Origin of the sequence: Mycolicibacterium gadium (genome assembly GCF_010728925.1) — a bacterium.
Taxonomy (GTDB): Bacteria; Actinomycetota; Actinomycetes; order Mycobacteriales; family Mycobacteriaceae; genus Mycobacterium; species Mycobacterium gadium.
This window is the reverse complement of the sequence record NZ_AP022608.1, coordinates 4,690,833-4,717,595: the sequence shown is the minus strand read 5'-3', so window position 1 is coordinate 4,717,595 and position 26,763 is coordinate 4,690,833. Positions and strand designations below refer to the sequence as shown.

At 66.4% G+C, this 26,763-nt stretch carries 24 protein-coding genes; 13 read left to right on the top strand and 11 right to left on the bottom strand.

Features of this window, described 5'->3' with window-relative positions; all coding sequences use genetic code 11:
- Window positions 1-9 precede the first annotated feature (9 nt).
- From G6N36_RS23300 to G6N36_RS23275, 6 genes are all read right to left on the bottom strand, one after another.
- Entirely contained in the window at window positions 10-1,554 is a 1,545-nt protein-coding gene (locus tag G6N36_RS23300) for a PPE family protein (RefSeq protein WP_163689160.1), read from the bottom strand.
- Between the two features lie 2 nt (window positions 1,555-1,556).
- On the bottom strand, window positions 1,557-1,877 hold the full coding sequence (locus G6N36_RS23295; RefSeq protein ID WP_163689159.1) for a PE family protein: 321 nt from the start codon (window positions 1,875-1,877) through the stop codon (window positions 1,557-1,559).
- On the bottom strand, window positions 1,877-5,854 hold the full coding sequence (eccCa, locus tag G6N36_RS23290) for a type VII secretion protein EccCa (RefSeq protein WP_163689158.1): 3,978 nt from the start codon (window positions 5,852-5,854) through the stop codon (window positions 1,877-1,879). The genes G6N36_RS23295 and eccCa overlap by 1 nt, the downstream gene beginning before the upstream one ends.
- Window positions 5,851-7,425: a type VII secretion protein EccB gene (gene eccB, locus G6N36_RS23285; RefSeq protein ID WP_163689157.1), complete on the bottom strand. Its 1,575-nt coding sequence runs from the start codon at window positions 7,423-7,425 to the stop codon at window positions 5,851-5,853. Before eccB ends, eccCa begins: the two co-directional genes overlap by 4 nt.
- Complete coding sequence (gene eccA / locus G6N36_RS23280; protein ID WP_163689156.1) at window positions 7,422-9,239, bottom strand: type VII secretion AAA-ATPase EccA; 1,818 nt, start codon at window positions 9,237-9,239, stop codon at window positions 7,422-7,424. Before eccA ends, eccB begins: the two co-directional genes overlap by 4 nt.
- Window positions 9,240-9,406: 167 nt before the next feature.
- Window positions 9,407-10,303, bottom strand: a complete 897-nt coding sequence (locus G6N36_RS23275) for an oxygenase MpaB family protein (protein WP_163689155.1) — start codon at window positions 10,301-10,303, stop codon at window positions 9,407-9,409.
- Window positions 10,304-10,384: 81 nt separating this feature from the next.
- On the opposite strand from G6N36_RS23275, the gene G6N36_RS23270 reads away from it, so the two are divergent.
- The gene (locus G6N36_RS23270; protein ID WP_372512308.1) at window positions 10,385-11,002 is read left to right on the top strand and encodes a TetR/AcrR family transcriptional regulator; all 618 of its coding nucleotides are present in this window, start codon (window positions 10,385-10,387) and stop codon (window positions 11,000-11,002) included.
- On the opposite strand, the gene G6N36_RS23265 is transcribed toward G6N36_RS23270, so the two are convergent.
- Entirely contained in the window at window positions 10,999-11,574 is a 576-nt protein-coding gene (locus G6N36_RS23265) for a VOC family protein (protein WP_163689154.1), read from the bottom strand. The two genes, G6N36_RS23270 and G6N36_RS23265, sit on opposite strands and share 4 nt — an antisense overlap.
- Window positions 11,575-11,677: 103 nt before the next feature.
- Here G6N36_RS23265 and G6N36_RS23260 point away from each other — a divergent pair, with 103 nt between their 5' ends.
- Genes G6N36_RS23260 through G6N36_RS23235 form a run of 6 tightly spaced genes read left to right on the top strand, consistent with a single transcriptional unit; the run spans window position 11,678 to window position 17,351 of the window.
- On the top strand, window positions 11,678-12,331 hold the full coding sequence (locus G6N36_RS23260; protein ID WP_163689153.1) for a TetR/AcrR family transcriptional regulator: 654 nt from the start codon (window positions 11,678-11,680) through the stop codon (window positions 12,329-12,331).
- Window positions 12,331-13,473: an alpha/beta hydrolase gene (locus G6N36_RS23255; protein WP_163689152.1), complete on the top strand. Its 1,143-nt coding sequence runs from the start codon at window positions 12,331-12,333 to the stop codon at window positions 13,471-13,473. Before G6N36_RS23260 ends, G6N36_RS23255 begins: the two co-directional genes overlap by 1 nt.
- Complete coding sequence (locus G6N36_RS23250; protein ID WP_163689151.1) at window positions 13,449-14,459, top strand: 2-hydroxyacid dehydrogenase; 1,011 nt, start codon at window positions 13,449-13,451, stop codon at window positions 14,457-14,459. The genes G6N36_RS23255 and G6N36_RS23250 overlap by 25 nt, the downstream gene beginning before the upstream one ends.
- A gap of 12 nt (window positions 14,460-14,471) precedes the next feature.
- Window positions 14,472-16,664: an acyl-CoA dehydrogenase family protein gene (locus G6N36_RS23245; RefSeq protein WP_163689150.1), complete on the top strand. Its 2,193-nt coding sequence runs from the start codon at window positions 14,472-14,474 to the stop codon at window positions 16,662-16,664.
- Window positions 16,665-16,721: 57 nt separating this feature from the next.
- A complete protein-coding gene (locus tag G6N36_RS23240) occupies window positions 16,722-17,000 on the top strand; it encodes a hypothetical protein (RefSeq protein WP_163689149.1) in 279 nt (92 codons plus the stop codon).
- 39 nt (window positions 17,001-17,039) lie between these two features.
- Window positions 17,040-17,351 carry a hypothetical protein gene (locus G6N36_RS23235; protein WP_163689148.1) on the top strand — a complete coding sequence of 104 codons (312 nt, stop codon included), beginning with the start codon at window positions 17,040-17,042 and terminating at the stop codon, window positions 17,349-17,351.
- Here the strand turns inward: G6N36_RS23235 and G6N36_RS23230 are convergent.
- Together G6N36_RS23230 and fadD2 are read right to left on the bottom strand one after the other, a co-directional pair.
- Window positions 17,348-18,127: an SDR family NAD(P)-dependent oxidoreductase gene (locus tag G6N36_RS23230; protein WP_163689147.1), complete on the bottom strand. Its 780-nt coding sequence runs from the start codon at window positions 18,125-18,127 to the stop codon at window positions 17,348-17,350. The genes G6N36_RS23235 and G6N36_RS23230 overlap by 4 nt on opposite strands.
- A gap of 29 nt (window positions 18,128-18,156) precedes the next feature.
- Window positions 18,157-19,857 carry a long-chain-fatty-acid--CoA ligase FadD2 gene (fadD2, locus tag G6N36_RS23225; protein ID WP_163689146.1) on the bottom strand — a complete coding sequence of 567 codons (1,701 nt, stop codon included), beginning with the start codon at window positions 19,855-19,857 and terminating at the stop codon, window positions 18,157-18,159.
- Between the two features lie 55 nt (window positions 19,858-19,912).
- Here fadD2 and G6N36_RS23220 point away from each other — a divergent pair, with 55 nt between their 5' ends.
- The 3 genes from G6N36_RS23220 (at window position 19,913) to G6N36_RS23210 (ending at window position 22,172) form a co-directional block, all read left to right on the top strand.
- Complete coding sequence (locus G6N36_RS23220) at window positions 19,913-21,160, top strand: DNA polymerase domain-containing protein (protein WP_163689145.1); 1,248 nt, start codon at window positions 19,913-19,915, stop codon at window positions 21,158-21,160.
- A 122-nt stretch (window positions 21,161-21,282) separates the two neighbouring features.
- Window positions 21,283-21,693 carry an STAS domain-containing protein gene (locus G6N36_RS23215; protein ID WP_165799844.1) on the top strand — a complete coding sequence of 137 codons (411 nt, stop codon included), beginning with the start codon at window positions 21,283-21,285 and terminating at the stop codon, window positions 21,691-21,693.
- A gap of 104 nt (window positions 21,694-21,797) precedes the next feature.
- The gene (locus tag G6N36_RS23210; RefSeq protein WP_083128119.1) at window positions 21,798-22,172 is read left to right on the top strand and encodes an NYN domain-containing protein; all 375 of its coding nucleotides are present in this window, start codon (window positions 21,798-21,800) and stop codon (window positions 22,170-22,172) included.
- Here G6N36_RS23210 and G6N36_RS23205 read toward each other — a convergent pair.
- Window positions 22,156-23,019 carry a helix-turn-helix transcriptional regulator gene (locus G6N36_RS23205; RefSeq protein ID WP_163689144.1) on the bottom strand — a complete coding sequence of 288 codons (864 nt, stop codon included), beginning with the start codon at window positions 23,017-23,019 and terminating at the stop codon, window positions 22,156-22,158. The two genes, G6N36_RS23210 and G6N36_RS23205, sit on opposite strands and share 17 nt — an antisense overlap.
- Window positions 23,020-23,139: 120 nt before the next feature.
- Here G6N36_RS23205 and G6N36_RS23200 point away from each other — a divergent pair, with 120 nt between their 5' ends.
- The 3 genes from G6N36_RS23200 to G6N36_RS23190 are packed head-to-tail and all read left to right on the top strand — an operon-like array spanning window position 23,140 to window position 25,840.
- Window positions 23,140-23,928 (top strand): SDR family oxidoreductase, encoded by a 789-nt coding sequence (locus tag G6N36_RS23200; protein ID WP_163689143.1) that lies wholly within the window; start codon window positions 23,140-23,142, stop codon window positions 23,926-23,928.
- 52 nt (window positions 23,929-23,980) lie between these two features.
- Window positions 23,981-24,415 carry a MarR family winged helix-turn-helix transcriptional regulator gene (locus tag G6N36_RS23195; RefSeq protein WP_163689142.1) on the top strand — a complete coding sequence of 145 codons (435 nt, stop codon included), beginning with the start codon at window positions 23,981-23,983 and terminating at the stop codon, window positions 24,413-24,415.
- A gap of 9 nt (window positions 24,416-24,424) precedes the next feature.
- Window positions 24,425-25,840 carry an NCS2 family permease gene (locus tag G6N36_RS23190; protein WP_163689141.1) on the top strand — a complete coding sequence of 472 codons (1,416 nt, stop codon included), beginning with the start codon at window positions 24,425-24,427 and terminating at the stop codon, window positions 25,838-25,840.
- Here the strand turns inward: G6N36_RS23190 and G6N36_RS23185 are convergent.
- Complete coding sequence (locus G6N36_RS23185) at window positions 25,823-26,728, bottom strand: SCO6745 family protein (RefSeq protein ID WP_163689140.1); 906 nt, start codon at window positions 26,726-26,728, stop codon at window positions 25,823-25,825. The two genes, G6N36_RS23190 and G6N36_RS23185, sit on opposite strands and share 18 nt — an antisense overlap.
- Window positions 26,729-26,763: the final 35 nt, after the last annotated feature.

Below are 26,763 nucleotides of genomic sequence, written 5' to 3'. Positions count from 1 at the left end.
ACGGTCTGCTCAGTTGCGCGTTCCCCCCTCTTGGTCCCAGTCGCCGGGCAACATGGGTTCTGTGGGACCGCCGCCGAACGAGTCGCCGGCGAGCTCGGTGAGACCGGTGGCCTGCTCCGTCTCCGGCTTCGTTGCGGCACCGGTGAAACCGACTGTCCCAGCACCGCGTTCGGACGCGCGCATGCGCGACCGCGGTTCCGGCGGAGTGTCCTCGGCTTCGGGTTCGTAGTCCATGTACGCGTCGGCGTACTGGCGCTGGTGGATCGGCTGCGCACGCTTACGGCGAGCCTTGCGTTTTGCCAACGACGACGCCGCCGCCGCGGCCGCGGCAGATGCCGCGATGTCGGAGGCGGGCGCTTTGGCTGCGATGCCGTCCCGGAACGTCGGGGAGACACCGCCGTCCGGGCCCGCTCCGGGAACGACGTACGGCAGCGCCGCGCCGACACTCGGTGCCGGCGCGGCGCCGGCGGGCGCGGACCCGGCGCTGACCGACGGTGACGGTGCGGCAGTTCCAGTGGGCACAGTCGGTGCCACCGATGTCATCGGTGGCAGGCTCTCCGCCCGGGCCACCGGCGCACGTGCGGGGGCCGGCGCGGGCGCGGGAGCAGGGGCGGGCGCGGGAACCGCCTGTGGCGGGTTCAGATACTGGTAGATGAGCCCGATCATGATCGGGAGGAATATCGGAGCGGCGAAGATCATCGACCAGGTGGTCCATCCGAGCGGCTGGGTGATCGCCTGGTATGCGATGAACAAGAGCAGCACCCCCGACGACGGGTTGCCGAGCCACCCGAGGAAGTTGTTCAGGAAGTCGCTCAGGGAGTCGAAGATGGCGCGAAAGAAGTTGCGTACGAAGTTCAGGATCGATTCGAAAAAGTCCTCGAAGAACTTGCTGATCCGCTGCAGCAGATCCGAGATCGAGTCCGCGACGTTCAGCGCCGCACCGGAATCGGCGGCCGTCACCATCGCTGCGGACTGCTGTGCGTCTGCTGCCGCCGAACCCGCTTCTCCGACACCGGGAGTCAGCAGGAACGGCGCGGGCATGGTGGTCGGCGCGGCGGCCACCGCGGCGCCTGACACCGCCTGATAAGTGCTCATGGTCGTCGCGGCCTGAATCCACATCCGCACGTAGTCGGCTTCGTTCAGCGCGATGGGAATCGTGTTGACCCCCAGGAAGTTCGTGCCGACCAGGATCCCATGTACGGCATGGTTGAGCGCCAGCTCGGCCAGTGTCGGCATCGTCGCGAGCGCCACGCTGTAGGCGGCGGCCGCCGTCTCGTGCTGAACGGCGGTCGCCGTGCTGTTGGCACTCGCCTGTGCCAGCCACGCCAGGTACGGCGCATGTGCGGCGACGTACTGCTCGGCGCTCGGGCCCTCCCAGGCGCCACCCTGGACCCCACCCAGTACGCCGGTCAACTCCGCTGCGGCGGAGGCATATTCGGCGGCCAACGACTGCCAAGCCCCCGCGGCAGCCAGCATCGGGCCCGGGCCAGGGCCTGCGCTGAGCATCGCGGAGTGCACCTCCGGCGGGAGAGCCATCCAGATGGGGGCCATCATGTTCAGCTACCGAGCGGCCCGTGGGCCGCCAAATAAGACACAGCGGCCATCGCGTCACCGGTGAGATAGCTGGCACCGGACTCGCCGACCCCGACCCCGGAACGTCCGAGTTCCTCGACGCCGAGCGCGGCCATCGTGTTGTGCTGCACGCCGTGCGCGCTCATGCTCGCCGCGGTCTGCAGCGACACAGCATCGGCGGCCGGCGGCAGGACGGCACTGATCAGGGGCGCGGCCGCGGCGTGAGCGGCGGCGAGTCGGGCGGTCAGTGCCTCGACCGCGGCGCTGGCCGCGACAAGGCCCTCGGGAACTACGCGCAGAGTCATCAGTTGAACTCCCTTCCTCGGTTTCCGTGATGTCCGGTGCTGCCTTGGACTGTGTCTGCGAGCGGATTGACGAGCTGCAGGAACGTCGGAGCATCGCCGTCGTCCAGCAACATGGCGCGACCTGCGGGCAACCTGCGGAACCGGTGGCCCCTGATCTTGCCGCTGTCCTGCGGGTTACCGGACAACATGACGATGGCGGCTTGCAGCTCGTTGAGGCGCCGCAGCAGCGGAGCAGTCATCAAAGCGTGCGCCGACCCCGTTGCTCGCGCAGTGACGATGACGCGCAACCCGAGCTCGCTCGCCTGCGACAACAACCCGATGATGCCGGTCCACGGACGTTGACCGACGAACGGCCCGCTGACGGCGGGAGCGTCCGGGATCTGGTCGACGTCGTCGACGATCAGATAGTGGGTGTGGCCATCGGCACCTGACTGATAGGACCACCTGCTCAACTCTTGCGGGCTCAGCCCAGCCGGCGGTCGGCGCTTCTCCAAGAGTGCCGAGAGCCCGAGCATCGCGGGCGTGATCCGATCGATGTTCGGGGTGTACTCGTTGTCGGGGAACAACGGTTCCTCGACGAGGTGCAGGCGGCGGTCGATCACCGTGAACGCCACGCGGTCCGGCGTCGAGTTCTCGCGGATCGTGCGAATCACATGGCGCAGCAACGTCGTCTTGCCCGATTTGGCGTCGCCGAACACCATGAGCAAGGGATTGTCCGAAAAGCTCAACGACACCGCGGCGAGGTCCTCCTCGCGCTGGCCGACGACCACCCGCTCCGGTGCCGGATACAGCGGCGCCACCGCGGCCGGGACCAGCTCCAGCGGCAGCAGCCGCACCGGTGGCGCCGCGACACCCGGGTACCGCGCGTTGATGACCGCGATATCGCGCAGCGAGGGCTCGGCGACGAGGAAGTGCTCGGCGGCCATCGTCAGGCCGCGCCCCGGCTGGTCGGCGGGCACGGCTTCGGCGGGCCTGCGCAGCGCCCCGGTGATCCGCACATTGCTGTCACGCGCATCCGCGAGCTTGAGCTCGAGCCGCAACCCGAGCCCGTCGCGCATCGCCAACGGCACCTCGAGCCAGTTCGGCGTGGTGATGATGACGTGGATGCCATAGGACATACCGGTGTTGACCAGCTCGGTGACCTTGGCCAGCAACGGGTTTCGGGTGTTGAACGTGTCGGTGTTGTCGCGGCTGAAGGCGTACAGGTTGTCGATGACGAGAAAGACTTCGCCGTACTCATCACGCTCGCCGTTGCCGGAGTGGCCACGAGCTTGTCGCGCCTGCAGCAGCTGTTCGAGTTCACCGAACGTGCGCCGGATGCGTTCGGGTTCCAGTGGCGACGCGATGCTGCCGACGTGCGCGAGGTCTTCGAGCTCGCGCAACTGACCGCCGCCGTAGTCCAGGCAGTAGAACGTGACGTCGCGGGGCGAGTGCAGCGCGGCGGCCGACAGCATGAACGTCTGCAGCGCCGTTGTCTTGCCCGACCTCGGTCCGCCGTGAATCAGCACGTTGGCGGCGGCCGATGTCGCGTCGAAGATCAGCGGATCACGCCGCATCGCGAACGGTCGATCGATTTCGCCTAACGGCCAACGCCATTCACGCTCGGAGACGTCCGCGCGCGCGAGCAGCTCGTCCAGCGGTATCGGCTCGTCCAGCGGGGGCAGCCACAACCGCGGCGCCTTGGGGCCGTAGTGCGAGAGCTGGCCGCCGATGGTGGCGACGAGCTTGCGCGGCGGACGGTCCTCGTGCGCGGCGGGTTCGACGACCGTCACCGTATCCGCGGGCGCCTCCACGTGGCCGGCGGTGAACAGCTGTGGGACCGGAAGCGATTGCACGACAACCGACTTCTCGACCCGGGGCGGGTCGTAGATGCCGTCGACATAGGTGCTGCGGAACTTGACCGGCATGGCGCCGGGCGTCGGCACCAGGTAACCCTCACCCTTGTGATCCGGCCCCGCCTCGATGTGGAACGCGTCCTCGACGCCGATGATCTGGCGGCTGACGGCCGGGCTCGCCACCTTGAGCCCGATGCGGTACGAGGTGTTCTTGTCGATGTCCTTGATGCGACCGACGTCGAGAGTCTGCGATGCGAACAGGATGTGGATGCGGAACGACCGGCCCTTGCGAGCAACGTAGTCGAAGAGCTCTGCGTACTCGGGATGATCGGACAGCATCAGTGAGAACTCGTCGGCGACCACGAGCAGCGTCGGTAGCGGCGGCAGATCGTGGCCCGCCGCGATGGCGGCCTCGTATTCCAGCACCGAGTTGAAGGCGCTGCCTTGCACTCGCCTGCCGGCCTCCATCAGCAGTTGCTCGCGACGCGCCACCTCGCCGCGCAGTGTGTCGGCGAAACGATCTGCCAGGGAACGCTTCTCGGCCATGTTCGAGATGACGGCGACCACCTGCGGGAAGTCGCGGAAGATGTCGGCACCGGCCTCACCCTTGAAGTCGGCGTAGATGACGATCAGCCGGTCCGCGGAGTGAGTGGTCAGCAGCGACAACAGGATCGACATCAGCGTCTGCGACTTGCCCGAGCCGGTCATACCGATCATCAGACCGTGAGGGCCCATGCCGCCCTCTGCCTCGTCCTTGAGATCGAACTCCAACGGATCGCCGGTCGACGTCACACCGATGGGCACCCGAAGCTCGTCTGCACGCGCGCGGGGCGCCCACAGACTCGCCACGTCCAGCGCCGCGGCGTCCGGAATCCCGAGCAGTGTCGAAAACGTCGCCACCCCGGCATTGCTCGTACGCGCCTGGCTCGGATTGGAATCCCAGCGGGACAACCGTCGCGCGACGTGGCGGGCTTCGGCGACATCGAGGTGATCGGCCGCGTCGACATACGCTGCCCAGCCACCGGATTGCCACCGCTCGAGCCTCCCGTCCGCGACGCGCAGGATGGGCCGTTCGGGGTCGGGGTACTGCTCGCGGTGCGGAGGTTCGGCGATGCGCTGCACCAGCGTCACACCGGAGAGCCCGACGCGCGGCACCAGGACGTTCGGATCGTCGTTCTCGGGGTCGTCTATGACGATCAACAGATGCTTGGCACCCGAATCCGCGTCCGAGCCGAACGGTGGGCGGTCGGCGAGTACCGGATCCAGCAACGAGCGTAGTTGCGCAACGTCGCCGCAGAGATAGCGCGCGGGGCCCGCCCCGTCGGATGAGCCGGGTACGTCGTTGTGCGGCAACCACTTCAGCCACGACCAGTCGTCGCTCTCGAAGGCCGGTGATGCCAGGGCGACACCGAGGACGGCGGGGTCGTGCCAGGTGACCGCCTGGATGAGCCACGCGCGCAACGCAGCACGAACCTCGTCCGGCTCGCCCAGCACGGAGATCCGCGAGACCTTGGCCAAATCGATCGCCGCGGGGACGGCGCGCACCGTGCGCTGCACGTCGAGCAGTCCGCGCAAGGTGGTGTGCGAAACCGGTTCGAGGTCGACCTCGTCGGCGCTGTCCTTGACCCGCAGCCCTGTGCCCAGCGGGGCATCGTGCAAACCCGTTCGCACGACGAGGAAGTCGCTGTCGTGCGGGTCGCGCTCCCACTGGCGGCGGGTGCCAGGCACCTCGGCGAGCAACCTGGGATCCGGATGAGACCACTCGAGGGCGGCACGCTGTTCGGCCGCGTGTGCGCGCACGTTGTCGCGGATTACCGACAGATATCGCAGGTAGTCGGCCCGCTCGGCGTCCACCTCCTCGGTGCGCATCTTGTTGTCCGTGCCGCGGTAGAGCGCCGTCGCGGCCAGCAGCAGGACGAACGGGAAGAACAGCGTCGTCGGCGAGATCAGCCGCATACCGGTGGCGACCAGCGCGACGATCATGCCGATGATCAGGATGACGATCAGATACGGCAGTACCCGCCGCAACAACGACGGCGGCACCATCCGGGGCAGTTCCGGCGGCGGTTCGATCGTGATGGTGCCCTTGCGCACCGTCGGCGGCGCAATCCTGCGACGCGCTTCGAAGATGAGCCGACTCACGGATTGGTCTCCCTCACGACTGCCGGGCGGGGGTCAGCTGCGAGCCCGTCGTGGGCCAACAGGGCGTCGGCACGCGACAACGTCGGGCCCTCTGCGAACTGGCTCAGCATCGACCATGGAATGGGTAGCGGCGGCGGGGTCAGCCCGAGCGCCTCGATCGTCTTCTGGTCACCCTCGGTGTCGAGGCCGTACCGCACGCCGGTGTCGCTGAGCCAGAAAGTCGCCCCTCCGACCGGCTGCGTCGACGTTCCTCCGCCGTCCTGGCCGACGGTCTGCACCAGGAAGCCTGAGCCGGGTGTCAGCACGACGCGGTCGGCCGTGGTGCCCGATCCGGCTCCGACCAGCGCGACGGTGCGCAGTTCGTCGGCCACCGGAAGCGTTACGCCAGAACGCAACTGAAGAGTCCCCCCGGTCGCGTCCGCGGGCCGTGTCCACTGGGCGCACGTCAGCGGTGCGTCGGTGGCGTCGACGATCGTGACCGGCTCGCTCGGATACGCGTCGTTGTCGATACCGCTCGCCACCGGCGCCTTGGCGATGTCGTCGGCTCCCAGCCGCGGCGGCTGGTTGAGGCCGAACGAGTTGGTGTTGCGCAGGATCGCGGCGACTACCGGCGAAACCGGTTGCAGCCCTTGGCGAAGCACCGCGTAGTGCTGTAGTGCGTTGTCGGCTCCGAACGATGTGACGACCGCACCGACCGGAGTCGGCGTCGGCAGCGGGTAGCTCGTCGGCTCGCCCGCACCCTCGACGACGGGCGCACTCAGCGCGGAAGCCTCCGGAATCGCGTTGAACAGACCCGGAGCGACGGCGCGACTGGCGGGCGCGTCCGGGCCCAGGCCCAGCGCACCGGTGACCGCGCGATCGTTCAGGTCGATCGTGCTGCGACGGCCGTCCCACAGCAGCCACGTGCCCGCGTTGGGTCCGGCCTCGTTGGAGACCAGAATGACCTCGTTTTTGGGCAGCACCGCGGCGCGTTCGCCGCCCTCGGTCAGCGGGGCGGCGATCAGCGTCACGCCCGTCGCCGGTCCGGACGCTCCGTCGCACACCGTCCAGTCGGCGTCGCCGGTGGTGCTCTGCACCATGCGTTCTGGCGCACCGGGGATGCCGATCAGGTTGCCGCGCGCGAACTGGTCGATCTCACTGGTCTTCACCGTGGTCGGGTTGTCGGGCCGGCCCGCGATCAGGCGCGCCGAGGTCAGGTTCAGCACCGGATGCAACTGGTCGCCGAGGCGGACGTAAAGGGCCGATGAGGTGCGGTCCGCCAGGATCGCGTCGTTGCCCGCCACGCCGCCGGGCCTGATGAGCGAGAAGATGAAGCAGCCGGCGAGACCGGTGATCAGAACGAGTGCGCCGACGAGGACTGCGCGCGACTGGGTGCGCAGCGGATCGACGAGCATCCGGGTGTCATGCAGCGCCACACCGGAGGCGATGCGCCGCATGATGAATCGCCAGCCCGAGACCTGATGGCGCGTGACGAATCCACGCCGGTAAGCGACCCGGTCGGGGTTCTCGTTGACCGGGGTCCTGGAGGTGAACTCGCGGCGGTCGCCACCCTCGCGATCCTGGCCGCTCATTCGGACACCGACAGTCCGAGGCCGCGCAGCAGCGGGATGGCGGATCTCGTGACGTCCTGGTCGGTGATGGTCATCAGCTCGTCATCGGTGAAATCGTCTGTGTCGGAATGGTCGAGACGGAATTCCCGCTCCTCTTCAGAACGCTCTACGAGGTTGCGGACGAACCGGCCGTTGCCGGCGATGTCGAGGTTGCGCCGCTCGACCCCGTTGGCGTCGGGGGTGGTGACCGAGGCGAGCTGGCCGAACAGCGTCTCCATGTGTTGTAGCGCCGCCGGCTCGAAGACGCTGTCTCGCTTCTCGGCCATACGCATGGCGATCTCCACCAGTTCGTGCGGCGAATACGACGGGAAGTCGATGCTGCGGGTGAACCGCGAACGCAGACCCTCGTTCGTGTCGAGGAACGCGTCGAGGTCCTTGCGGTAACCCGCGACGATCACGACCAGCCGCTCGCGGTCGTTCTCCATACGGGCCAGCAGCGTGTCGATGGCGACGAGGCCGAAGTCGTTCTTCGCTCCGGTCGACACCAGCGCATAGGCCTCGTCGAGGAACAGCACGCCGTCGAGTGCGCTGTCGATGATGCCGTTGGTCTTGGCCTCGGTCTCGCCGATGTGCTGGCCGATCAGGTCGGCGCGGTGCACCTCGCGCACGGTCTCCTTCTTGAGAATGCCCAACCCGCAATAGATCTTGGCGACAACGCGGGCAATCGTCGTCTTACCGGTGCCCGGCGGGCCCGCGAAAACCAGGTGATTGGTGCGGTTGGCCACGGTCAGCCCGCGCTCCTGACGACGGATCGCCATGGCGACCGAGCTCTTCAGCCGGGCCACCTGGTACTTGACCTCTTCGAGGCCGATGAACTCGGCGAGCTCCGCCTCGGCCTCGATCAGCAGGTGGGCTTTGCGCTCCTTCGCGCCGGGATCGACGAAATCTGTTTCGGTGGGCTCGGTTTCGGGATCCCACGGATCGGTCCGGGCCTCGATCCTGGCTGCCGTCGTCGGCACGATGCCGTACGACGTATCCGTGATCGCGGTCTCGACTTCTTCGTTCTCGGGGTTGGCGGCGTAGAGCTCGGCGAGCACGTCGGCGGCGTCGAGGTCCTCACCCTGTGCGCGCAGAGACAGCGCCCTGGCCAGCGCGCCGTCGACGGCCGCGACCGCGACGGGTCCGGAGGGGTCCTCGAGGTAGGACAACGCCGGGGCGAACATGCCCAGCCTCGCGAGCGAGGTGCCCAGTGCGATGCGCACGGCGTGTGCGTACCTCGCGTCCAGCTTCGCGTCGTTGACGATGGGGGTGAGCAGGCGCACCACATCCGACCATCGCTCAGTCCGGTAGTACATCGCGACCCGCACCCACCGCGCCTCGACCCAGCTCGGCCGCCGCGCGATCAGGGGGTCGACGAGCTTGTCCGCCCCCGCGTAGTCGCCGACGTCGCACAGGGTTACCGCGTAGGCCAGCGCGAAATCGTCCGGCGTCGAGGCCGCGAATTGCAGGTAGAGACCGGTGTCGTAGTCGAACCCCAGATCGCCGTCGGCGAGGTCGACCTCACGCTGCAGCACACCAGCGGACTTCACCGTCTGCCACACGGCTTCGATGACCCGCGCGCTGGTATCGCCGGCGGCCGCCAAACCCGTCCACGCGTCGCACTGCTCCCGGGCGATTCGCGTCAGTTCGGCAAACCCGGACCGGGCCGCCGAGAGATCCGGCGGGCGCCGCCGATCGTGGACAGACAAGCCCAGCGCCCGGCAACACGTCGCAAAACGACTCACGACGTCGCTGTCGACGCGGGACGTCGCAGCAAAATCCGTTGATAGAGGCACGCGCGCTTGTCTCCCCCGTAAGTTATGGCAGGCTAACTTTCGAAAAGTTAGCATTGCATAACTTAACTGTCGAGACTCACGGGGTGGGTTGCGACGTGACTGCACTCACCTCATGGCGCCTGCGTCCGACTTGGGCGAGGGCATCGGCGCGCCCGGGTGATTGCCCGTTAGGTCAGCGGTCGGCCGGTTCGGATCCGCCAGTCGAGATCCCGCAGCATCCAGTTGAACGGGAAGCGCCGAATGAACCGCGGCATCACCTTGTTCACGGTGCCGATGACCGTCATCACCAGATTGAACCTGCGCTGCTTGCTTGCATCCCACGGCAGTCGCATCTCGTCGCGGAACCGTTGCGGCAGAAAGCCGGTGGTCATGAACAGGTTGACCGCGTCCAGCCGCTTCTGCAACGGCCGCGGCAACGTGGCGTTCCCGAGACGCCCGGCCGCGATGGGCCACAGATACTCATGGACGGCGTCGTCGATGTGAATCTGTTCCAGTGACTGCTGCCAGTACTCGTCGAAGGCCTTGCGATCGGCAGGCCACATCTCCGCGGGCACCTGCAACGTCGTGCCGAGTGTCATGCCTTCGCGATAGTGGCGGTCCGCGGTTTCGTCATCCATCTCGCCGACGAAGATGCGATGAACGTCGACGAAACCCTTGTACAGGCACGCCGCCACCCACATCTGCAGCTCCTTGTCAAAGGCGTTGTACTGCACCGGATCGCCAGGCCTCGAGTACACCTCTGCGTGTGACTTGTTCACCGCGCGGCGATACACCTTCTTCTGCTCCTCGGTGCCCGAGAGCGCGACCGCGAGATAGGTGAAGGTGGTCCTGGCCCGCTTGATGGGATGACGGTCGGCGCGTCCGCTTTCGACCCGGCTGTCCTTGACCCCGTACCCGACGCCGGGGCGGGCCAACTCCATGATCACGTTGGCGCCTCCGGACAGCAGACCGATGAACGCGGCGTCATCCGCGGCGCCCATCCACCTCGGCGGCTTCTTCCCACCGGGGAGCACCGGGTCGTTGAGCGGACGCTCGACATGATCGATCGGAACAGTGACCGTCACTGGCCGCCACCTATCGATAAAGTGAGAACGTATGTTTCCTGATATTGCCCTGTCAATGTGACAGGTGTCAAGATGGCATGCATGGCACAGGTCCGCCCATACCGCGGCGTCGACGCGGTCGAACGCGTCGCAGGCCGCCGTCGCCGCCTGCTCGATGCCGGGCTCGAACTACTCGGCGCCGCAGGTAAGGACCCCGCCGAGCTGACCGTGCGCGCAATCTGCGGGCAGGCCGCATTGGGCGTTCGGTACTTCTACGAAAGCTTCAACGACAAAGATCATTTTGTCGGAGCGGTGTTCGACTCGGTGATCGCCGACATCGCCGCGACCACCCAGGCCGCCGTCGCGGCGGCCTCCCCGGCCGAGCAGGCCCGTGCCGCGATGGCCAACGTCGTCCGCGCGATCTCCGCCGACCCCCGCGTAGGACGCCTTCTGTTCAGCGTCGAGCTGTCCAATACCGTGATCGTTCGCAAGCGCGCGGAATCGACGGCCTTGTTCGCCGGCCTGCTCTTCGCCCATGCGGGCGCGAAAGGGGCGCTGGACAACGACCAGGTCAAGGCCGCATCCCATTTCGCGGTCGGCGGCGTGGGTCAGGCCATCAGCGCATGGCTGTCCGGGGAAGTCCAACTCGACCACTACGAGCTGGTGGAGCTGCTGGCCGCGCTGATTGATCAGCTGGCCGCGATGCCGCCAAGACCCTAGACGCCCACCCGGGGCCGGCGATCCGCGGCGGTCTTCGGCTCGGTCGTGGTGTCGCTGTCGGTGAATTCCTTGGTCCAGCAGGCGAACTCGAGGGTGATGCCGTCTGGATCGAAGAAGTAGAACGACCGCACGTACACCCCCGGATGTAGCGTCGACGAGACTTGCTGCTTGCTCTCGTCATGGTTGAGCACCGGGCCGACGCGCACGCCTTTGTCCTTGAGCCGCTGCCGGTATTCGTCGAACTTCTCCGCCGGGACGTGGAACGCCAGGTGATTCATGGTGCTCACGGCGCTCACGATGTCGCCGATACCCGGAATGGCTTCGGGCGACGAGATTCCCGGAACGCGATCCGGTGCGTCGGCGAACCAGAAGAACGCCACGCAGTCGCCGTTACCCGCATCGAAGAAGAAGTGTTGTCCCATGCCCCCCGGCAGGTCGAGCGACTTGACCAACGGCATGCCAAGCACATTGCTGTAGAAGTCGACCGTCTTCGCCATGTCCGAGCACACGAGCGCTACGTGGTTGATGCCACCGAGTTCGAACTCGGAATTCTGGTTGTTCGGCTTGATCATGTGTGGCTGCTCCTCTAGTCAAGCTCGATTTCTGAATCTAACATCAGGTTCAGGTTCGATCAATGGTCCGATCGGCGAGCCGATCAATGGTCGAGGAGAGGCCGTGTCCGCAAGTTCTCGCGTGCAACTTCCGACGCTGCGCGGTCGGCGGACGCAAGCAGCGATCGACGCGGGAGCCCGATCGGTGATCGCCCGCAAAGGCATTCTCGCAACGACGATTTCGGATATCGCCGCCGAAGCCGGCAAGTCCACCGCATCGTTCTACAACTATTACGACTCCAAGGAGGCGATGGTCCGCGAGTGGGCCCTGCGGTTCCGCGACGAAGCCAGGGAGCGCTCACGGGCAGCGGCCGAGCCGGGCCTGTCGAACTGGGAGCGCTCCTACCAGGCCGCGGCCGCTCACTGGCACACCTATCGCCACCAACTCGCCGAGATCGTCAGCGTGTCGCAACTGGCGATGGTCAACGATGACTTCGCGGAATACTGGAACGACATCTGCTCGCTCCCGATCACGCTGGTTACCCATATGGTGAAACATGCTCAGCAACAGGGCTTCTGCGTTGACGATGATCCACGCCTGGTGGCAGTGGCGTTGGTGTCGATGCTCAACCAGTTCTGCTACACACAATTGGCCGGGGACGCCGGGCGGGGTGGCGGGAAAGACCCGGACGGCGAAGGGGACGCCGTCGACGACGAGGCATGCATCATCACGCTTGCCAACGTCTTCTACCGGACGATCTATCACAGGGGGACATGATGACCAGGGCACCATCGAGCAGCGTAACCCCGGGTGTCACCCGGGAATTCGTCGGCGTGCAGTCACCCACCGCACGTCGGGCGGGCGCGGGCGGGAACCCCTGTCAGGGCCTCTACTACCGCGGCGTCGGACGAAAACCCAAGGTCGCGATGATCGCCACGCACTACCAGATCGACTTCTCCGAACACTATCTCGCCGACTACATGGCGACCCGGGGTATCGGCTTCCTCGGTTGGAACACGCGATACCGCGGTTTCGAGAGCAGTTTCCTGCTCGACCACGCACTGGTGGACATCGGGGTGGGAGTGCGCTGGCTGCGCGAGGTGCAAGGGGTGGAAACCATTGTTCTGCTGGGCAATTCCGGCGGTGGTTCACTCATGGCGGCATATCAGGCACAGGCTGTCGATCCGCACGTGACCCCGCTGGACGGTATGCGTCCTGCCGCTGGTCTGGGCGACCTGCTGCCTGCGGACGGCTACATCGCAAGCGCTGCCCATCCCGGCCGTCCCGATGTCCTGACCGCCTGGATGGACGGGTCGGTGGTCGACGAAAGCGACCCTCTCGGAAGCGATCCCGAACTCGACCTGTTCAATCCGGAGAACGGTCCCCCTTTTTCGGGGGAGTTCGTCGCGCGCTACCGCTCGGCACAGATCGACCGCAACAACGCGATCACCGACTGGGCCGAGAACGAACTCAAACGCGTGCACGCCGCCGGCTTCTCGGACCGTCCGTTCACGGTGCTGAGAACCTGGGCGGACCCACGCATGGTCGATCCGTCCATCGAGCCGACCCGGCGTCCGCCGAACATGTGCTACGCGGGGGTCCCGATCAAGGCAAACCGTTCCGCACACGGCATCGCCGCGGCGTGCACGCTGCGCAGCTGGATCGGCATGTGGAGCCTGCGGCACGCGCAGACCAGGGCCGAGCCGCATCTGTCCCGTCTCACCTGTCCCGCGCTGGTGATCAACGCAGAACAGGACACCGGTGTGTATCCGTCGGACGCGCAACGCATTCATGACGCACTGGCCTCGAAGGACAAGACTCAGTGCTCCTTCGACACCGACCACTACTTCGCCACCCCGGGCGCACGCAGCGAGAAGGCCGATACCATCGCCAAATGGATCGCGAAGCGGTGGCGTTAAGAGTCCTCGCTCACTATGTCTCTGGTGACAAGGTCGCGCAGTTCGTTGCACCAGAAGCGAATTGGCTCGACATTCACTACTGCGCCGAAGATGACGACAACACCTTTTATCGAGAGCTCCCTCATGCCGACGTGATCTGGCATGTGCTGCGGCCGATATCGGGCGAGGACCTCGAGAAGGCTCCGCGGTGCCGGCTTGTGCACAAGCTGGGAGCGGGCGTCAACACCATCGACGTCGACACGGCGACGCGGCTCGGTATCGCCGTGGCGAACATGCCGGGCGCCAATGCCCCATCGGTCGCCGAGGGCACTGTGCTGCTGATGCTTGCCGCGCTGCGCCGGCTCACCGAGCTCGACCGCGCCACCCGCGACGGCAACGGCTGGCCCTCGGATCCGAGCCTCGGCGAGACGGTGCGTGACATCGGCGGGTGCACCGTCGGCTTGATCGGCTACGGCAACATCGCGAAACGCGTCGAAGCCATCGTGAGGGCGATGGGTACTCCAGCTTCGCGGGTGCTGCACACCAGCACCCGCGACGACGGTCTGCCCGGCTGGCGCGCGCTGCCCGACCTGCTTTCGGAAAGCGACATCGTCTCCCTGCACATCCCGTTGACGGACCAGACCGCGGGCTTGCTGGATCGCCGCGCACTCGCGTCGATGCGTTCCGATGCGGTGTTGGTGAACACCTCCCGTGGCGCGGTGATCGACGAGGACGCGCTCGTCGACACGCTGCGCTCGGGCGGGCTGGCGGCGGCGGGCCTGGACGTCTTCGCCGTCGAGCCGATCCCCGCCGGAAATCCGCTCCTGACCCTGGCCAACGTCGTGGTGACACCCCATGTCAGCTGGTACACGCTGGACACCATGAGGCGATATCTGGAGGCGGCCGTCGACAACTGCCGCCGCCTCCGGGATGGCCGGGACCTCGCCAATGTCGTGAACGGTATCGTGGTTCCCAACCGACCGGTTAATAGGGAAACGCCACAATGAGGTGCAACAGCTATGCCCATCGCAATCAACACTGAGCACAACGACCTGGCTGATTCGGTCCGGTCCCTGGTGGCGCGGGTGGCGCCGTCGGAGGTGCTGCACGAGGCGCTGGAGACGCCGGTCCCCAACCCGCCGCCGTACTGGAAGGCCGCCGCCGAGCAGGGTCTGCAGGGTGTGCATCTGTCGGAATCCGTTGGCGGACAAGGGTTTGGTGTGCTCGAGCTGGCGATTGTGCTGGCCGAGTTCGGCTATGGCGCGGTACCCGGTCCGTTCGTCCCTTCGGCGATCGCCAGCGCACTGATCGCCGCCAACGACCCCGACGCGAAGATGCTGGCGGACCTCGCGTCCGGTGACGTGATCGCGACCTACGCGATCGACTCCGGCCTGACGGCCACCAGACACGGCAGCGAACTGGTCATTCGCGGTGAGGTCCGCGCCGTGCCCGCGGCCGCGCAGGCGTCGGTGCTGGTGCTGCCGGTGGCAATCGACAGCGGTGAGGAGTGGGTGATCCTCGACGCAGAGGCGCTGGAGATCGAGCCGGTCCAGAGCGTGGACCCACTACGTCCGGTGGCCGATGTGCGCGCCAACGCCGTCGAGGTCGGCGACGATCGCGTGCTGGGCGACCTGAGCCGCAACCACGCGCGCGCCATCATCTCGACGCTGCTGTCCGCCGAGTGCGTCGGAGTCGCGCGGTGGGCGACCGACACCGCGACGGCGTACGCCAAGATCCGCGAGCAGTTCGGACGGCCTATCGGCCAGTTCCAGGCCATCAAGCACAAGTGCGCCCAGATGGTCGCCGACACCGAGCGGGCGACCGCCGCGGTATGGGACGCGGCGCGCGCCATCGATGAGCACAGCGAAAACCCCAGCGATGAAACGGCTTTCGAGTTCGCCGCGGCAGTAGCGGCCACGCTGGCTCCCGCAGCCGTGTTACACACCACCCAGGACTGCATCCAGGTGCACGGTGGCATCGGCTTCACCTGGGAACACGACACCAACGTGTACTACCGCCGCGCGCTGCTGCTGGCCGCATGCTTCGGCCGCACCAGCGATTACCCGCAGCGGGTCGTCGATATTGCGACGAGCACCGGTGCCCGAAAGCTCAACATCGATCTGGATCCCGAGACGGAGAAGCTACGCGACGAGATCCGCGCGGAAGTGGCGGCGCTGAAAGCGATTCCGAGCGAGGAGCGGACCACGGCGATCGCCGAGGGCGGCTGGGTGGTCCCCCACCTGCCCAAGCCCTGGGGTCGCGCGGCGGGCCCCGTCGAGCAGATCATCATCGCGCAGGAGTTCAGCGCCGGCCGGGTCAGACGTCCGGCGATGGGCATCGCGGCGTGGCTGATCCCGTCGGTGGTGGCATTCGGGACCGACCAGCAGCAGCAGCGCTTCCTGCCACCGACGCTGCGCGGCGAGATGATCTGGTGCCAACTGTTTTCCGAGCCCGGCGCAGGCTCGGACCTGGCCAGCCTTACCACCAAAGCAACCAAGGTCGACGGCGGCTGGCGGATCACCGGGCAGAAGATCTGGACCACCGGTGCGCAGTACTCGCAGTGGGGCATGCTGCTGGCCCGCACCGATCCGAGCGCCCCGAAGCACAACGGCATCACCTACTTTCTGCTCGACATGAGCAGTGATGGTGTCGAGGTGAAACCGCTGCGCGAACTGACCGGCAACGCGATGTTCAACACGGTGTTCATCGACGACGTGTTCGTCCCCGACGACATGGTGCTCGGTGAGGTGAACCGCGGCTGGGAGGTCAGCCGCACCACCCTGACGGCCGAGCGGGTGTCGATCGGCAGCACTGAGCCGCCGTTCCTGCCCACCTTCGACGGCTTCGTCGACTTCATCCGCGACGGCCAGTTCGATCAGGTCGGGAAGAACACCGCGGGTCATCTCATGGCCGAAGGACACGCGGCCAAGGTGCTGAACATGCGGTCCACCCTGCTGACGCTGGCCGGTGGCGATCCGATGCCCGCGGCGGCGATCTCCAAGCTGCTGTCGATGCGCACCGGTCAGAAGTACGCCGAGTTCGCGGTGTCCTCGTTCGGCACCGACGGCGCCGTGGGGAATCCGGAGACACCGCAGGGGAAGTGGGCCGAGTTCCTGTTGGCCAGCCGCGCGACGACCATCTACGGCGGCACGTCCGAGGTGCAGCTGAACATCATCGCCGAGCGGCTGCTTGGGCTGCCTCGCGATCCGTAACCGACCTCGACCACGGGCGTACGATCGAACTGTTGGCTCACGAAAGGGTCGGCAGCTATGAACCTTCTCAAGCGACGGCCGTCGCAGTTGATCATCACCGGTGCCGCGGCACTGGGATTCCTGATCGCGCCTGCGGTGTTGACGGCGGAGTCGGCCGTCGAGTCAGAGGCGGCGCCGTGCTACCCCGGCTTCGTCCCCGGTAACCCGTACGTCCCGTCCTGCAACGTCGGACCGCGCATCCCGCGGGTGCGCGGCGGGCCACCGGATCAGGCGGCAGTGATCGCGTGCCGCGATATCCCGGGGTGCCTGTCCTGGTACATCAATCATCCGCACTGAGCACGGTTTCCCCGCGCGGTACGCGGGAACCCGATCGACATGACCAATGACGTCGAGAAGCGCTGGGACCGGCCCGGCACGTTCCGCGCCGCGGCGGTCTACGTCGGTGCCGTCGTCGTTGTGGCGGGCATCGTCTTCGCCATCTACGGGTTGGCCGTCCGGGAATCCGTGATCGCGGCATCGCTGGTGCCGACCGTCTTGTTCGTCGGCGGCGTCGGCGCGTTCGTCAAGACGTACCGCGAGTGGAAAGTACAGGGGGCATGGGTGGCCTGGCAGGGTGCGGGCTGGTTCCTACTGATCCTGATGCTGGTGTGCCTGTCGATTCCCGGCGCCGCGATACAGTCGGCCTAAGGCAGGATCGCGTCGACGTATCCACCGTCGACGCGAAGCGCGCCACCGGTCGTCGCGGAAGCCTGCGGAGACGCCAGATACGTGACCATGTTGGCGATCTCGTCGGGTTCGATGAGTCGTTCCAGCAGCGACTGCGGTCGGTGGCTACGCATGAACTCCCGCTGCGCGGCGTCCCACGGCAACGACTTTTCGACGAGTTGGTAGACGAAGTCCTCCACACCCGCGGTGTGGGTGGGCCCCGCGATGACGGAGTTCACGGTGACACCGGTGCCCGACGCATCCTTGGCGAACCCTCGCGACAACGCCAACAGTGCGGTCTTCGAGACGCCGTAGTGGATCATCTCCGCCGGAGTCACGATGGCCGAATCGCTGGCGATCTGGATGATCCTGCCCCAGCCGCGATCAGCCATCGCGGGCAGATAACTTCGGATAAGTCGTGCTGCGGCAAGGATATTCACTTCGAAGTAGGTGCGCCACTGGTCGTCGGTGATCTCGCGCGCTGGAATCGCCTCGAAGATGCCGAGGTTGTTCACCAGGATGTCGAGGTCCGGTAGCTGCGCCAGGAGCTGAGCCACGCCCTCGTCGGTCGCGACGTCGGCCGCCACGCCGAGGGCGTCGCCACTCACTTTGTCGACTGCTTCCTCGACGCGCTCGGGCGTGCGCCCGTTGACTACGACGCGTGCACCGCTGGCGGCCAACCCCTGGGCAATCGCCAATCCGATGCCTTGGGTGGAACCCGTGACAAGCGCTGTCTTACCGGTCAGATCGATGTTCACGCCGTGCTACTACCACTGCGACAGCCGAACTATTCCGACCCTTCGGTGTCCATCTCACGTAGTTCGCGCTTGAGGATCTTGCCAGTGGGATTGCGTGGCAACTCGTCGAGGAACACCACCTCGCGGGGCACCTTGTAGCGGGCCAGGTTGTCCCGCACGTACGCCTTGATGGCGTCCTCATCGATTGAGGCACCGTCGGTCTTGACGACAAAGCAGCGCAGCCGGTGGCCCCACTCCTTGTCCTCGACACCGAGCGCGGTGGCCTCGACCACCTCGGGATGCCCGCTCACCAGGTCCTCGATCTCCGCGGGGAACACGTTCTCACCGCCGGAGACGATCATCTCGTCGTCACGACCGCTGACGTACAGCAGACCGTGCTCGTCGAAGTAGCCGACGTCGCCGGACGACATCAGTCCGTCGATGATCTGTTTGTGCCCGCCACCGGTATAGCCCTCAAAGGGGAAGGTGTTGCCGACGAAGATGCGCCCCACCTCGCCCTGCGGTAGCTCGGCGCCGTTGTCATCGAGGATCTTGACCTTGACGCCCTTGACGACGGGGCCGACCGTGCCCGGATTGATCGACAGGTCCTTGGGCCGCGCGATGGTCGCGAAAGCGATCTCGGTCGAGCCGTACAGGTTGTAAACGACGGGGCCGAGGTCCTTCAGCGCGCGCGTCGCCAGCTCGGCGCCCAGCTGTGACCCGGACACGAACACGATGCGCAATGACGACAGGTCGGGTTTGGGCTGGGTCTTCTCGAGTTCGTCGAGCAGCCGAGACAACATCACCGGTACGACGACGATTGCGGTGACCTTGTTCTTCTCGATGTCCGCCAGCACGGTCGCCGGCTTGAAGCGCCTGCGCAGCACCAGGGTGGAGCCCAGCATCATCGCGATCGTGGCGTGCAGGAAACCGAGCGCGTGGAACATCGGCGCCGGAAGCGACGTCACCTCCCCCGCCTTGAACGGGACGTGGGACAGCACGCCGCCGATCGGCGCCAGCGACGGCGGGGTGCTGCGGTTGGCTCCCTTGGGCGTCCCGGTGGTACCGCTGGTCAGGATGATGATCGACGAGTGCTTGCTCACCTTGGGGGCGTGCGCGGAACTGCTGCGGGCGATCAGGTCCGCGATCATCTCGTCGGTGCTTTCGGACGGCCCGTCTTTGTCCGGGTTGGTCGGTAGCGCGCGCAGCTTGCCGAAATCGGGGTCGGCCTGCGAAACGGCGGACGTGTACTCGTCGTCGTAGATGATGACCTTCGCGCCTTCGCGTTCCGACACCTCCTTGACCTGGGGTCCGGAGAATTCGCTGTTGAGCAGGATGATGCGCGCTCCGGTGCGGGCCGCGCCGTACACCGAGACGAGGAACCACCGGTGGTTTCGCGCGAGGATCGCCACCCCGTCGCCACCCTTGACGCCCATGGCCAGCAGGCCGTTGGCGACGGCGTGCGCCGCATCGTCGAGTTCTTTGAAGGTGAACTCGCCCTCGTCGTCGATGACGGCGACGCGATCCGGCGTGCGGCGCGCGTTGAGCGCCGGGATCATGCCGAACTCGCCCCAGCGCCGGATGTCGGCGAGGAACGCGGCGATGTTCTGCGGTGCCTCCAGCTTCAGCGCGCCGGCTTCGAACATCTTGCGGGCGTAGTGCAGTTCGGCCGATCCGCGCTCGAGGTACTTCTGGGAGGTCTGCTGGATTTTGGCCGCTGCCTGCAACGGAAGATCGGTTAGCTTGGGCATGAACCCACAATATGTGACACGGGTCGCATGTCGGCCTGGAACCTAACATGGACCCATGCCCGCCCCGCTCCACATGGAGGTCGACGGTCAGCAGGTGCCCATCACCAACCCTGACAAGGTCGTGTTCCCGGCATTCCAGGGAAACGGCGAGGTCACCAAGATGGACCTGATGCGCTACTACCTGCGCGTCGCCGACGGAGCGCTGCGCGGTGTGGCCGACCGGCCGATGATCCTCAAGCGGTTCGTCAAGGGCATCACCGAGGAGGCGGTGTTCCAGAAGCGTGCGCCAGCGAAGCGGCCGGACTTCGTCGACGTCGCCGAACTGAAATACGCGTCCGGAACGTCGGCCAAAGAAGCGGTGATCCGCGACGCGGGTGGGCTGGTGTGGGCCGTCAACCTCGGCTGTGTCGACCTCAATCCCCACCCGGTGCGCGCCGACGACCTGGCCCACCCCGACGAGTTACGCGTCGACCTCGATCCGATGCCCGGTGTGGACTGGCGCCAGATCGTCGCGGTGGCGCTGATCGCCCGCGAGGTACTCGAGGACTACGGGCTGACGGCATGGCCCAAGACCTCCGGGTCGCGAGGCTTCCACATCTATGCGCGCATCGAACGACGCTGGCCGTTCAAGCAGGTGCGCCTGGCCGCACAGACAATCGCGCGCGAGGTGGAAAGCCGCGCTCCGGACCTCGCCACCAGCCGGTGGTGGAAGGAGGAGCGAGAGGGTGTGTTCGTCGACTTCAACCAGAACGCGTTCGACCGCACGGTGGCATCTGCCTACTCGGTGCGGTCGCTGCCGGACGCACGGGTGTCGACACCGTTGTTGTGGGACGAGGTCGCCGACTGCCATCCCGAGCAGTTCACCATCGCGACCGTGCCACAGCGGTTCGAGGATTACGGCGACCCGTGGGAGGGAATAGACGACTCAGCGGGTTCACTCGATTCGCTGCTCGACCTCGCCGACAAGCTCGGCCCGCCCGAGAAGGCGCCGCGCGGCGCACGCAAAGGAACGGGCCGCCGTGAGTCGGTGATGCCGCTGATCGAGGTCGCCCGCACGAAAACCAAAGACGAGGCGCTGGCCGCGCTGGACACCTGGCGTGAACGTTACCCGTCGGTAGCTGAAAGGCTCGAAGCGCCAGACATTCTGGTAGACGGCATGCGGGGCCCCAGTTCGATCTGGTACCGCATTCGAATCAACCTGCAACATGTGCCCGAGGATCAGCGGCCTCCGCAGGAACCGCTGCTCGCCGACTACAACCCGTGGGAGAACTACACGGGGCCGCAATGGATGCGCCGAGACTGACTCGTTTGCTATTCGGCAGACGTGGGCACCAAAACACGTTCTTACCAAAGTATTAGCGATAGCACCCGGTTGCCTTACTTTGCCTGGATACCTTGAGACTCAAGAGACCGAGGGGAGGCAACATGTACGGCAACCCGGCGTTCGATTGTGCTGGCGCTCAGATCCATGCGGTGTGCCGGCAGTTGGCCACCGTAGTGACCGTCGAAGGCGTGATCGACGACACCAACATCGAGCGGGTCACCGCCCTGGCGCTTCGGTTCGTCATCGCGGAGAAACCCTTCGTGCTCGACCTCAGCAGCGTGAGTTCCTATTCAGGACACGCACTTTCGTTACTGTCCGCGGTCGACGAGAGTTGCTTCCACAGCGGTGTGGAGTGGTCGCTGATCACCAGCGCCCCCGTCATGCGCGCGATGCAGGCTGCCGGACTCAGCTTCCCGGTCGCCGAGTCGATTCCCGACGCGCTCCATCATTTCGCCGACAGCATCGACGAACGCCGTCGCCTGCTGCCCCTGCTGACCAAGAAATCCGCATAGCGGAAGGGTCCGAAAATGCTTCTCGATATTCGCTGGCTCCAATTCCTGCTTGGGCGCCGTCACCTGCCCGCCAGGCGCGCACTGCCCGCCGCTCGGTAACCGTATTGCGCTGGATCGTCGACGGCATGAACGTCGTCGGGTCCCGCCCGGACGGCTGGTGGCGCAATCGCCGGTCGGCGATGTCCACCTTGATCGAACATCTCGAACGTTGGGCATCCACCGAAGGTGAGGACGTGACGGTGGTGTTCGAGCATCCGCTGTCACCGCCGCTGGAATCGTCGGTCATCACCATCGCGCATGCACCGCGGGCGGCGGCCAACTCGGCCGACGACCACATCGTCACGCTGGTCGGGTCCGCCGAGAATCCGCAGGACGTCCGCGTGGCTACCTCGGATCGTGCACTGTCGGAGCGGGTCGGGGCGCTCGGCGCGACGGTCTACCCCGCCCAGCGCCTGCGTGACCTCATCGACCCTCGCTGACCCGCTCACCGGTCCAGTTCGCCAGCAGGCGTAAGGCCGTCTCCGAGGGCGACGCCGCCTCCGCGCTGTAGAGGCACAGCGTCTGGTCCGGATCGCCGAGGAGCGCGACGGACTCATACTGCAGCGTCAGGCCCCCGACGAGCGGATGGTAGTAACGCTTCGTTCCGTGCGTGCGTTCGCGCACATTGTGATCGGCCCAGAAACGGCGAAACTCCGGGCTCTTCACCGACAGCTCACCCACCAACTCCATCAGCAACGGATCGTCGGGATGACGTCCGGCGTCCAGGCGCAAGGTCCCGACGTTGTCCTTGGCGACCTCCTCCCAATCGACGAACAACTCTTGGGTGGACTCGTCTAAAAAGGTGTAGCGCAACAGATTTCGTTCACGTGGCGGGAGCGCTTCGAAATCCGTCAGCAGCGCACGCGCCAATTTGTTCGCGGCGAGCACATCCATCCGGCGGCCGAAGACGAACGCGGGTGTCACGTCGTCCAGCGTCTCGAGGATGCGCCGTACGCCGGGCCGCACGCGTTGCACGGGCGCCGGTGCACGCCGGCGCGGACGTCGCGGGTTGGTTTTGGCGATCCGAAACAGGTACGCGCGTTCGGTGTCGTCGAGGCGCAACGCGCGAGCCACGGCATCGAGAACCTCGTCGGACACGTTCAGGTGGCGGCCCTGTTCGAGGCGGCTGTAGTAGTCCACGCTGACACCGGCAAGCGCAGCGACCTCTTCACGTCGCAACCCCGGCACGCGTCGCCTTCGACCGGTGCCGCCGACATCCACATCGTCGACGTTCAGCCGCGCTCGGCGGGTACGCAGGAAGTCCCTCAGCTCCGCGTTGTGCTCCATGCCAACCAGTCTGAGGCCCCCGACGCGTGCACGCCGGAACAAACGTAGGTCTGCCAGTCCTAGGTAGAGCAGTGCTCGAATAGGCGGAAAGCATCGCGGCGTCGCGATGTTGATGTGGGCATGACCGCTTCAACCAACACCACCGACACCAACACCACTCTCATCGGCCGCGTCGCCGTCGTGACCGGCGCGTCCAGCGGCATCGGCGAGGCCACCGCCAAGCGTCTGGCCGCGTCCGGCGCCAAGGTCGCCGTGCTCGCCCGCCGCGCAGAACGACTCGACAAGCTCGTGAACGAGATCGAGCAGGCCGGCGGTACCGCACTGGCCGTCCCCATCGACGTGTCCGACGCCGAAGCCGTGCGCGCCGCCGCCGATCGGGTGGCTCGCGAGCTGGGCACCGTCGACCTGCTGTTCAACAACGCCGGGGTCATGCTTCCGGCACCGGTCGAGGAGCAGCGCTTCGATCAGTGGCAGCAACAGATCGACCTGAACATCAGCGGCCTGATGTACGTGATCGGCGCGTTCATTCCGCAACTGATCGCCGCGGCCGCCGAGAAGGGCGTCGCCGACCTGATCAACACCTCGTCGATCGGCGCGCAGAACATCTTCCCGAACTTCGCCGTCTATGCGGGAACGAAGGCCTACGTGACACACATGTCGCGGACGCTGCGTGCAGAACTCGGCCCCAAGGGAATCCGGGTTTCCGCGATCGAGCCCGGCATCGTCGAGACGGAGTTGGCGGACCACGTGACCGACGCCGGCGCCACCGAATGGATCTCGGACACCAAGGGGCGAATCGACGTGCTCGAATCCGAGGATGTCGCTGACGCAATCAACTTCCTGGCCGGCCAGCCGGCCCGGGTGAACTTCCAGCAGCTCACGATCATGCCGACCGCACAGGTTTCCTAGCCGCGGGCACGAACGCCGCGAGGTCGGATCGGTCGCTGACTAATATTCGTCCATGCCGTCCAAGGCAAGGCGCCCCGACCTCGCGGCGATGCTCGCTCCGCTGCTTCGCGAGTTGATCGCCGCAGAGCTTCCCGTGCTGGCCGAACACGATGTCTCGATGTGGGGCTACGCCGTGCTGCTCGCCCTCGACGAATCCCCGGTACGCACCCAGGCGGCGCTCGCGGAGGCCATCGGTGCCGACAAGACGCGCATCATTCCGACGCTCGACGAGCTGCAGACCAAGGGCCACATCGAGCGCCACGCAGACCCCGACGATCGCCGCGTACGACTGCTTTCCATCACCGAATCGGGCCGCCAGGTGAAAGACGCGGTGCAGAACGACATCCAGCGCGGCGAGGAGCGCTGGCTCTCGGTGCTCTCGGCCGATGAGCGTCGGGTGTTCCTGAACGCGCTACACAACATCACGCGCGTGCGCGATACCCCTTAGGGTCGAGGAGTGAATCGCCTCGACCGCTTCTTCGAGATCTCGCAGCGAGGGTCAACGCTCACCAACGAGATCCGCGGCGGCGTAGTCACTTTCATAGCGATGGCCTACATCATCGTGCTGAACCCGATCATCTTGTCCGGCATCGACGACGTCACGGGGAGCCAGCTCGAATTCGATCAGGTCTCGGCGGTGACGTCGCTGGCCGCGGGCGTCATGACCATCCTGTTCGGTCTCATCTCGCGACTGCCGTTCGCGTTCGCCGCGGGACTGGGACTCAACTCTTTCGTCGCAACGACTTTGGTCGACTCGCTGACCTGGCCCGAGGCAATGGGACTCGTCGTCATCAACGGGCTCATCATCGTCGCACTCGCGGCGACCGGGTTGCGCAGACTCGTCTTCGACGCCGTCCCGATCCAGCTGAAGATCGCGATCACCGCCGGCATCGGGTTGTTCATACTGTTCATCGGGTTGGTCGACGCCGGCTTCGTCGGGTCGACGGGGACACCGTCGCCTCCGGTGGGTCTGGGCATCGGCGGCGCCGGGGACATCAGCACCATCCCCACCGTCATCTTCGTGTTCACGCTCTTGGTGACGGGCATCCTCGTCGCACGGCGGGTGCGTGGCGGCATCCTCATCGGACTCGTCGCGGGCACCGCGGTCGCCGTCGTCGTCGAGGCGATCTGGCATCTCGGATCGGCGGTCGAGATGCCCGGCGGGTGGAGCCTGTCGGTGCCGACCTTGTCGGGATCACCGTTCGCGCTGCCCGACCTTTCACTGATCGGCGATTTCAGCCTCTTCGGCAGCTTCGGCCGCATCGGGGCGATCGCCTTCGTGATGTTCGTGTTCACTCTGGTCTTCGCGAACTTCTTCGACGCGATGGGTAGTTTCACCGGCCTCGCGCGTGAGTCCGGGCTCGCCGACGACCAAGGAATCTTTCCGCGCCTGCGTTCGGCGCTGATCGTCGAGGGCGCCGGCGCGGTCGTCGGCGGGGCGACGTCGGCGTCGTCGCAAACCGTCTTCGTCGAGTCCGGGGCGGGTATCGAGGAGGGCGCGCGGACGGGTCTGGCGAATCTCGTCACGGGCGTTCTGTTTTTGGCCGCCATGTTCATCTCGCCACTCGCGTCGATCGTTCCGACCGAGGTCGCCGCGGCTGCGCTGGTCGTCGTCGGAACGATGATGGTTGCGCACCTGCGGCACATCGACATATCCGAGTTCTCCATCGCGCTGCCCGTCGTGCTCACCGTGGCGACGATGCCGTTCTCCTACTCGATCGCCAACGGCATCGGCGTGGGATTCATCGTGTGGGTGGTGACACGCTCTGCAGCGGGCAAGACGCGCGAAATCAGCCCGCTGATGTGGGTCGTCGCCGCGGGCTTCGTGGTCTACTTCGCGCGCGGCTGGGTCGAGTCAATGCTTGGCATGTAGCGCCGCCAGGTCGTGTGGCCCCGCGGCGGGATAGCCGTGCGCCGCGCGCACGGCGGCGGAGAACCGCTGCAGGACGTCAACGGCATTCTCGAAGTCGTCACCGAGGGCTCGTAGGACCGGCGCGCACTGCGCATCGGTGCGGGTCTCGATGGCCTCACGCTCCTGCCTACCGCGATCGGTCAGCCCGCTGTCGTCGATCAGGCCGCGGCTTTCCAGGTCGGCGATGGCCGCGTCGAGCTCGGCGTCCGACCAGCCCCTGGTCCTGACGTACGTCTTCGGCCGTAACCCCCAGTACAGCTCGGTCGTCAGTCCGATCTCGATGGCGCTGTAACCGGCCGACGTCCAGGCGGCCGTATGCGCGTCGCCGCGGAATTCCCGAAGGCGGTCGGCGAACCGCCACGCCGCGCTGAGCGGGTCCTCGGGCACGTCGGCATTCATCAACCCCGCATAAAGCGGGCGCCCCGCGACCGGAAGCGACCCGCTCACCGGTCCAAGGAGTCGGGCCAGTTCGTCGGCGCCGTGCGGGTTGGCCCCGAGGATCCTTCGCAACTGACCGGCGGCGGCCTCATCCCTGGCCACGATGATCTCCGCGGCGCTCGTCAGCGACCAGCCGTGTTCGACGGCAGGTACCACGATCGCAGGATTGAACACCGCGAACGCCGACGCCACCACCTCCCCCGGCACCTGGCCGAGGATGGCGCCGCGACTGCAGAAGTAGGCGTTCATCTCGGGCATCGCCACCCCGCCGGCACGTCCCGGACTGCCGGAGAAGCCAAGCTTCTCGTACCCGGCATGGGCCTCGGGGGCGAAATAAACCTGCCCGGCGAAGGCTTCGACGGCACCCGCCAGAATTCGCGTTGCACGAAACGCGCTATCAGCACCGGCCATTGGCTCACGGTAACCTGCAGACCTATGGGGAAGCG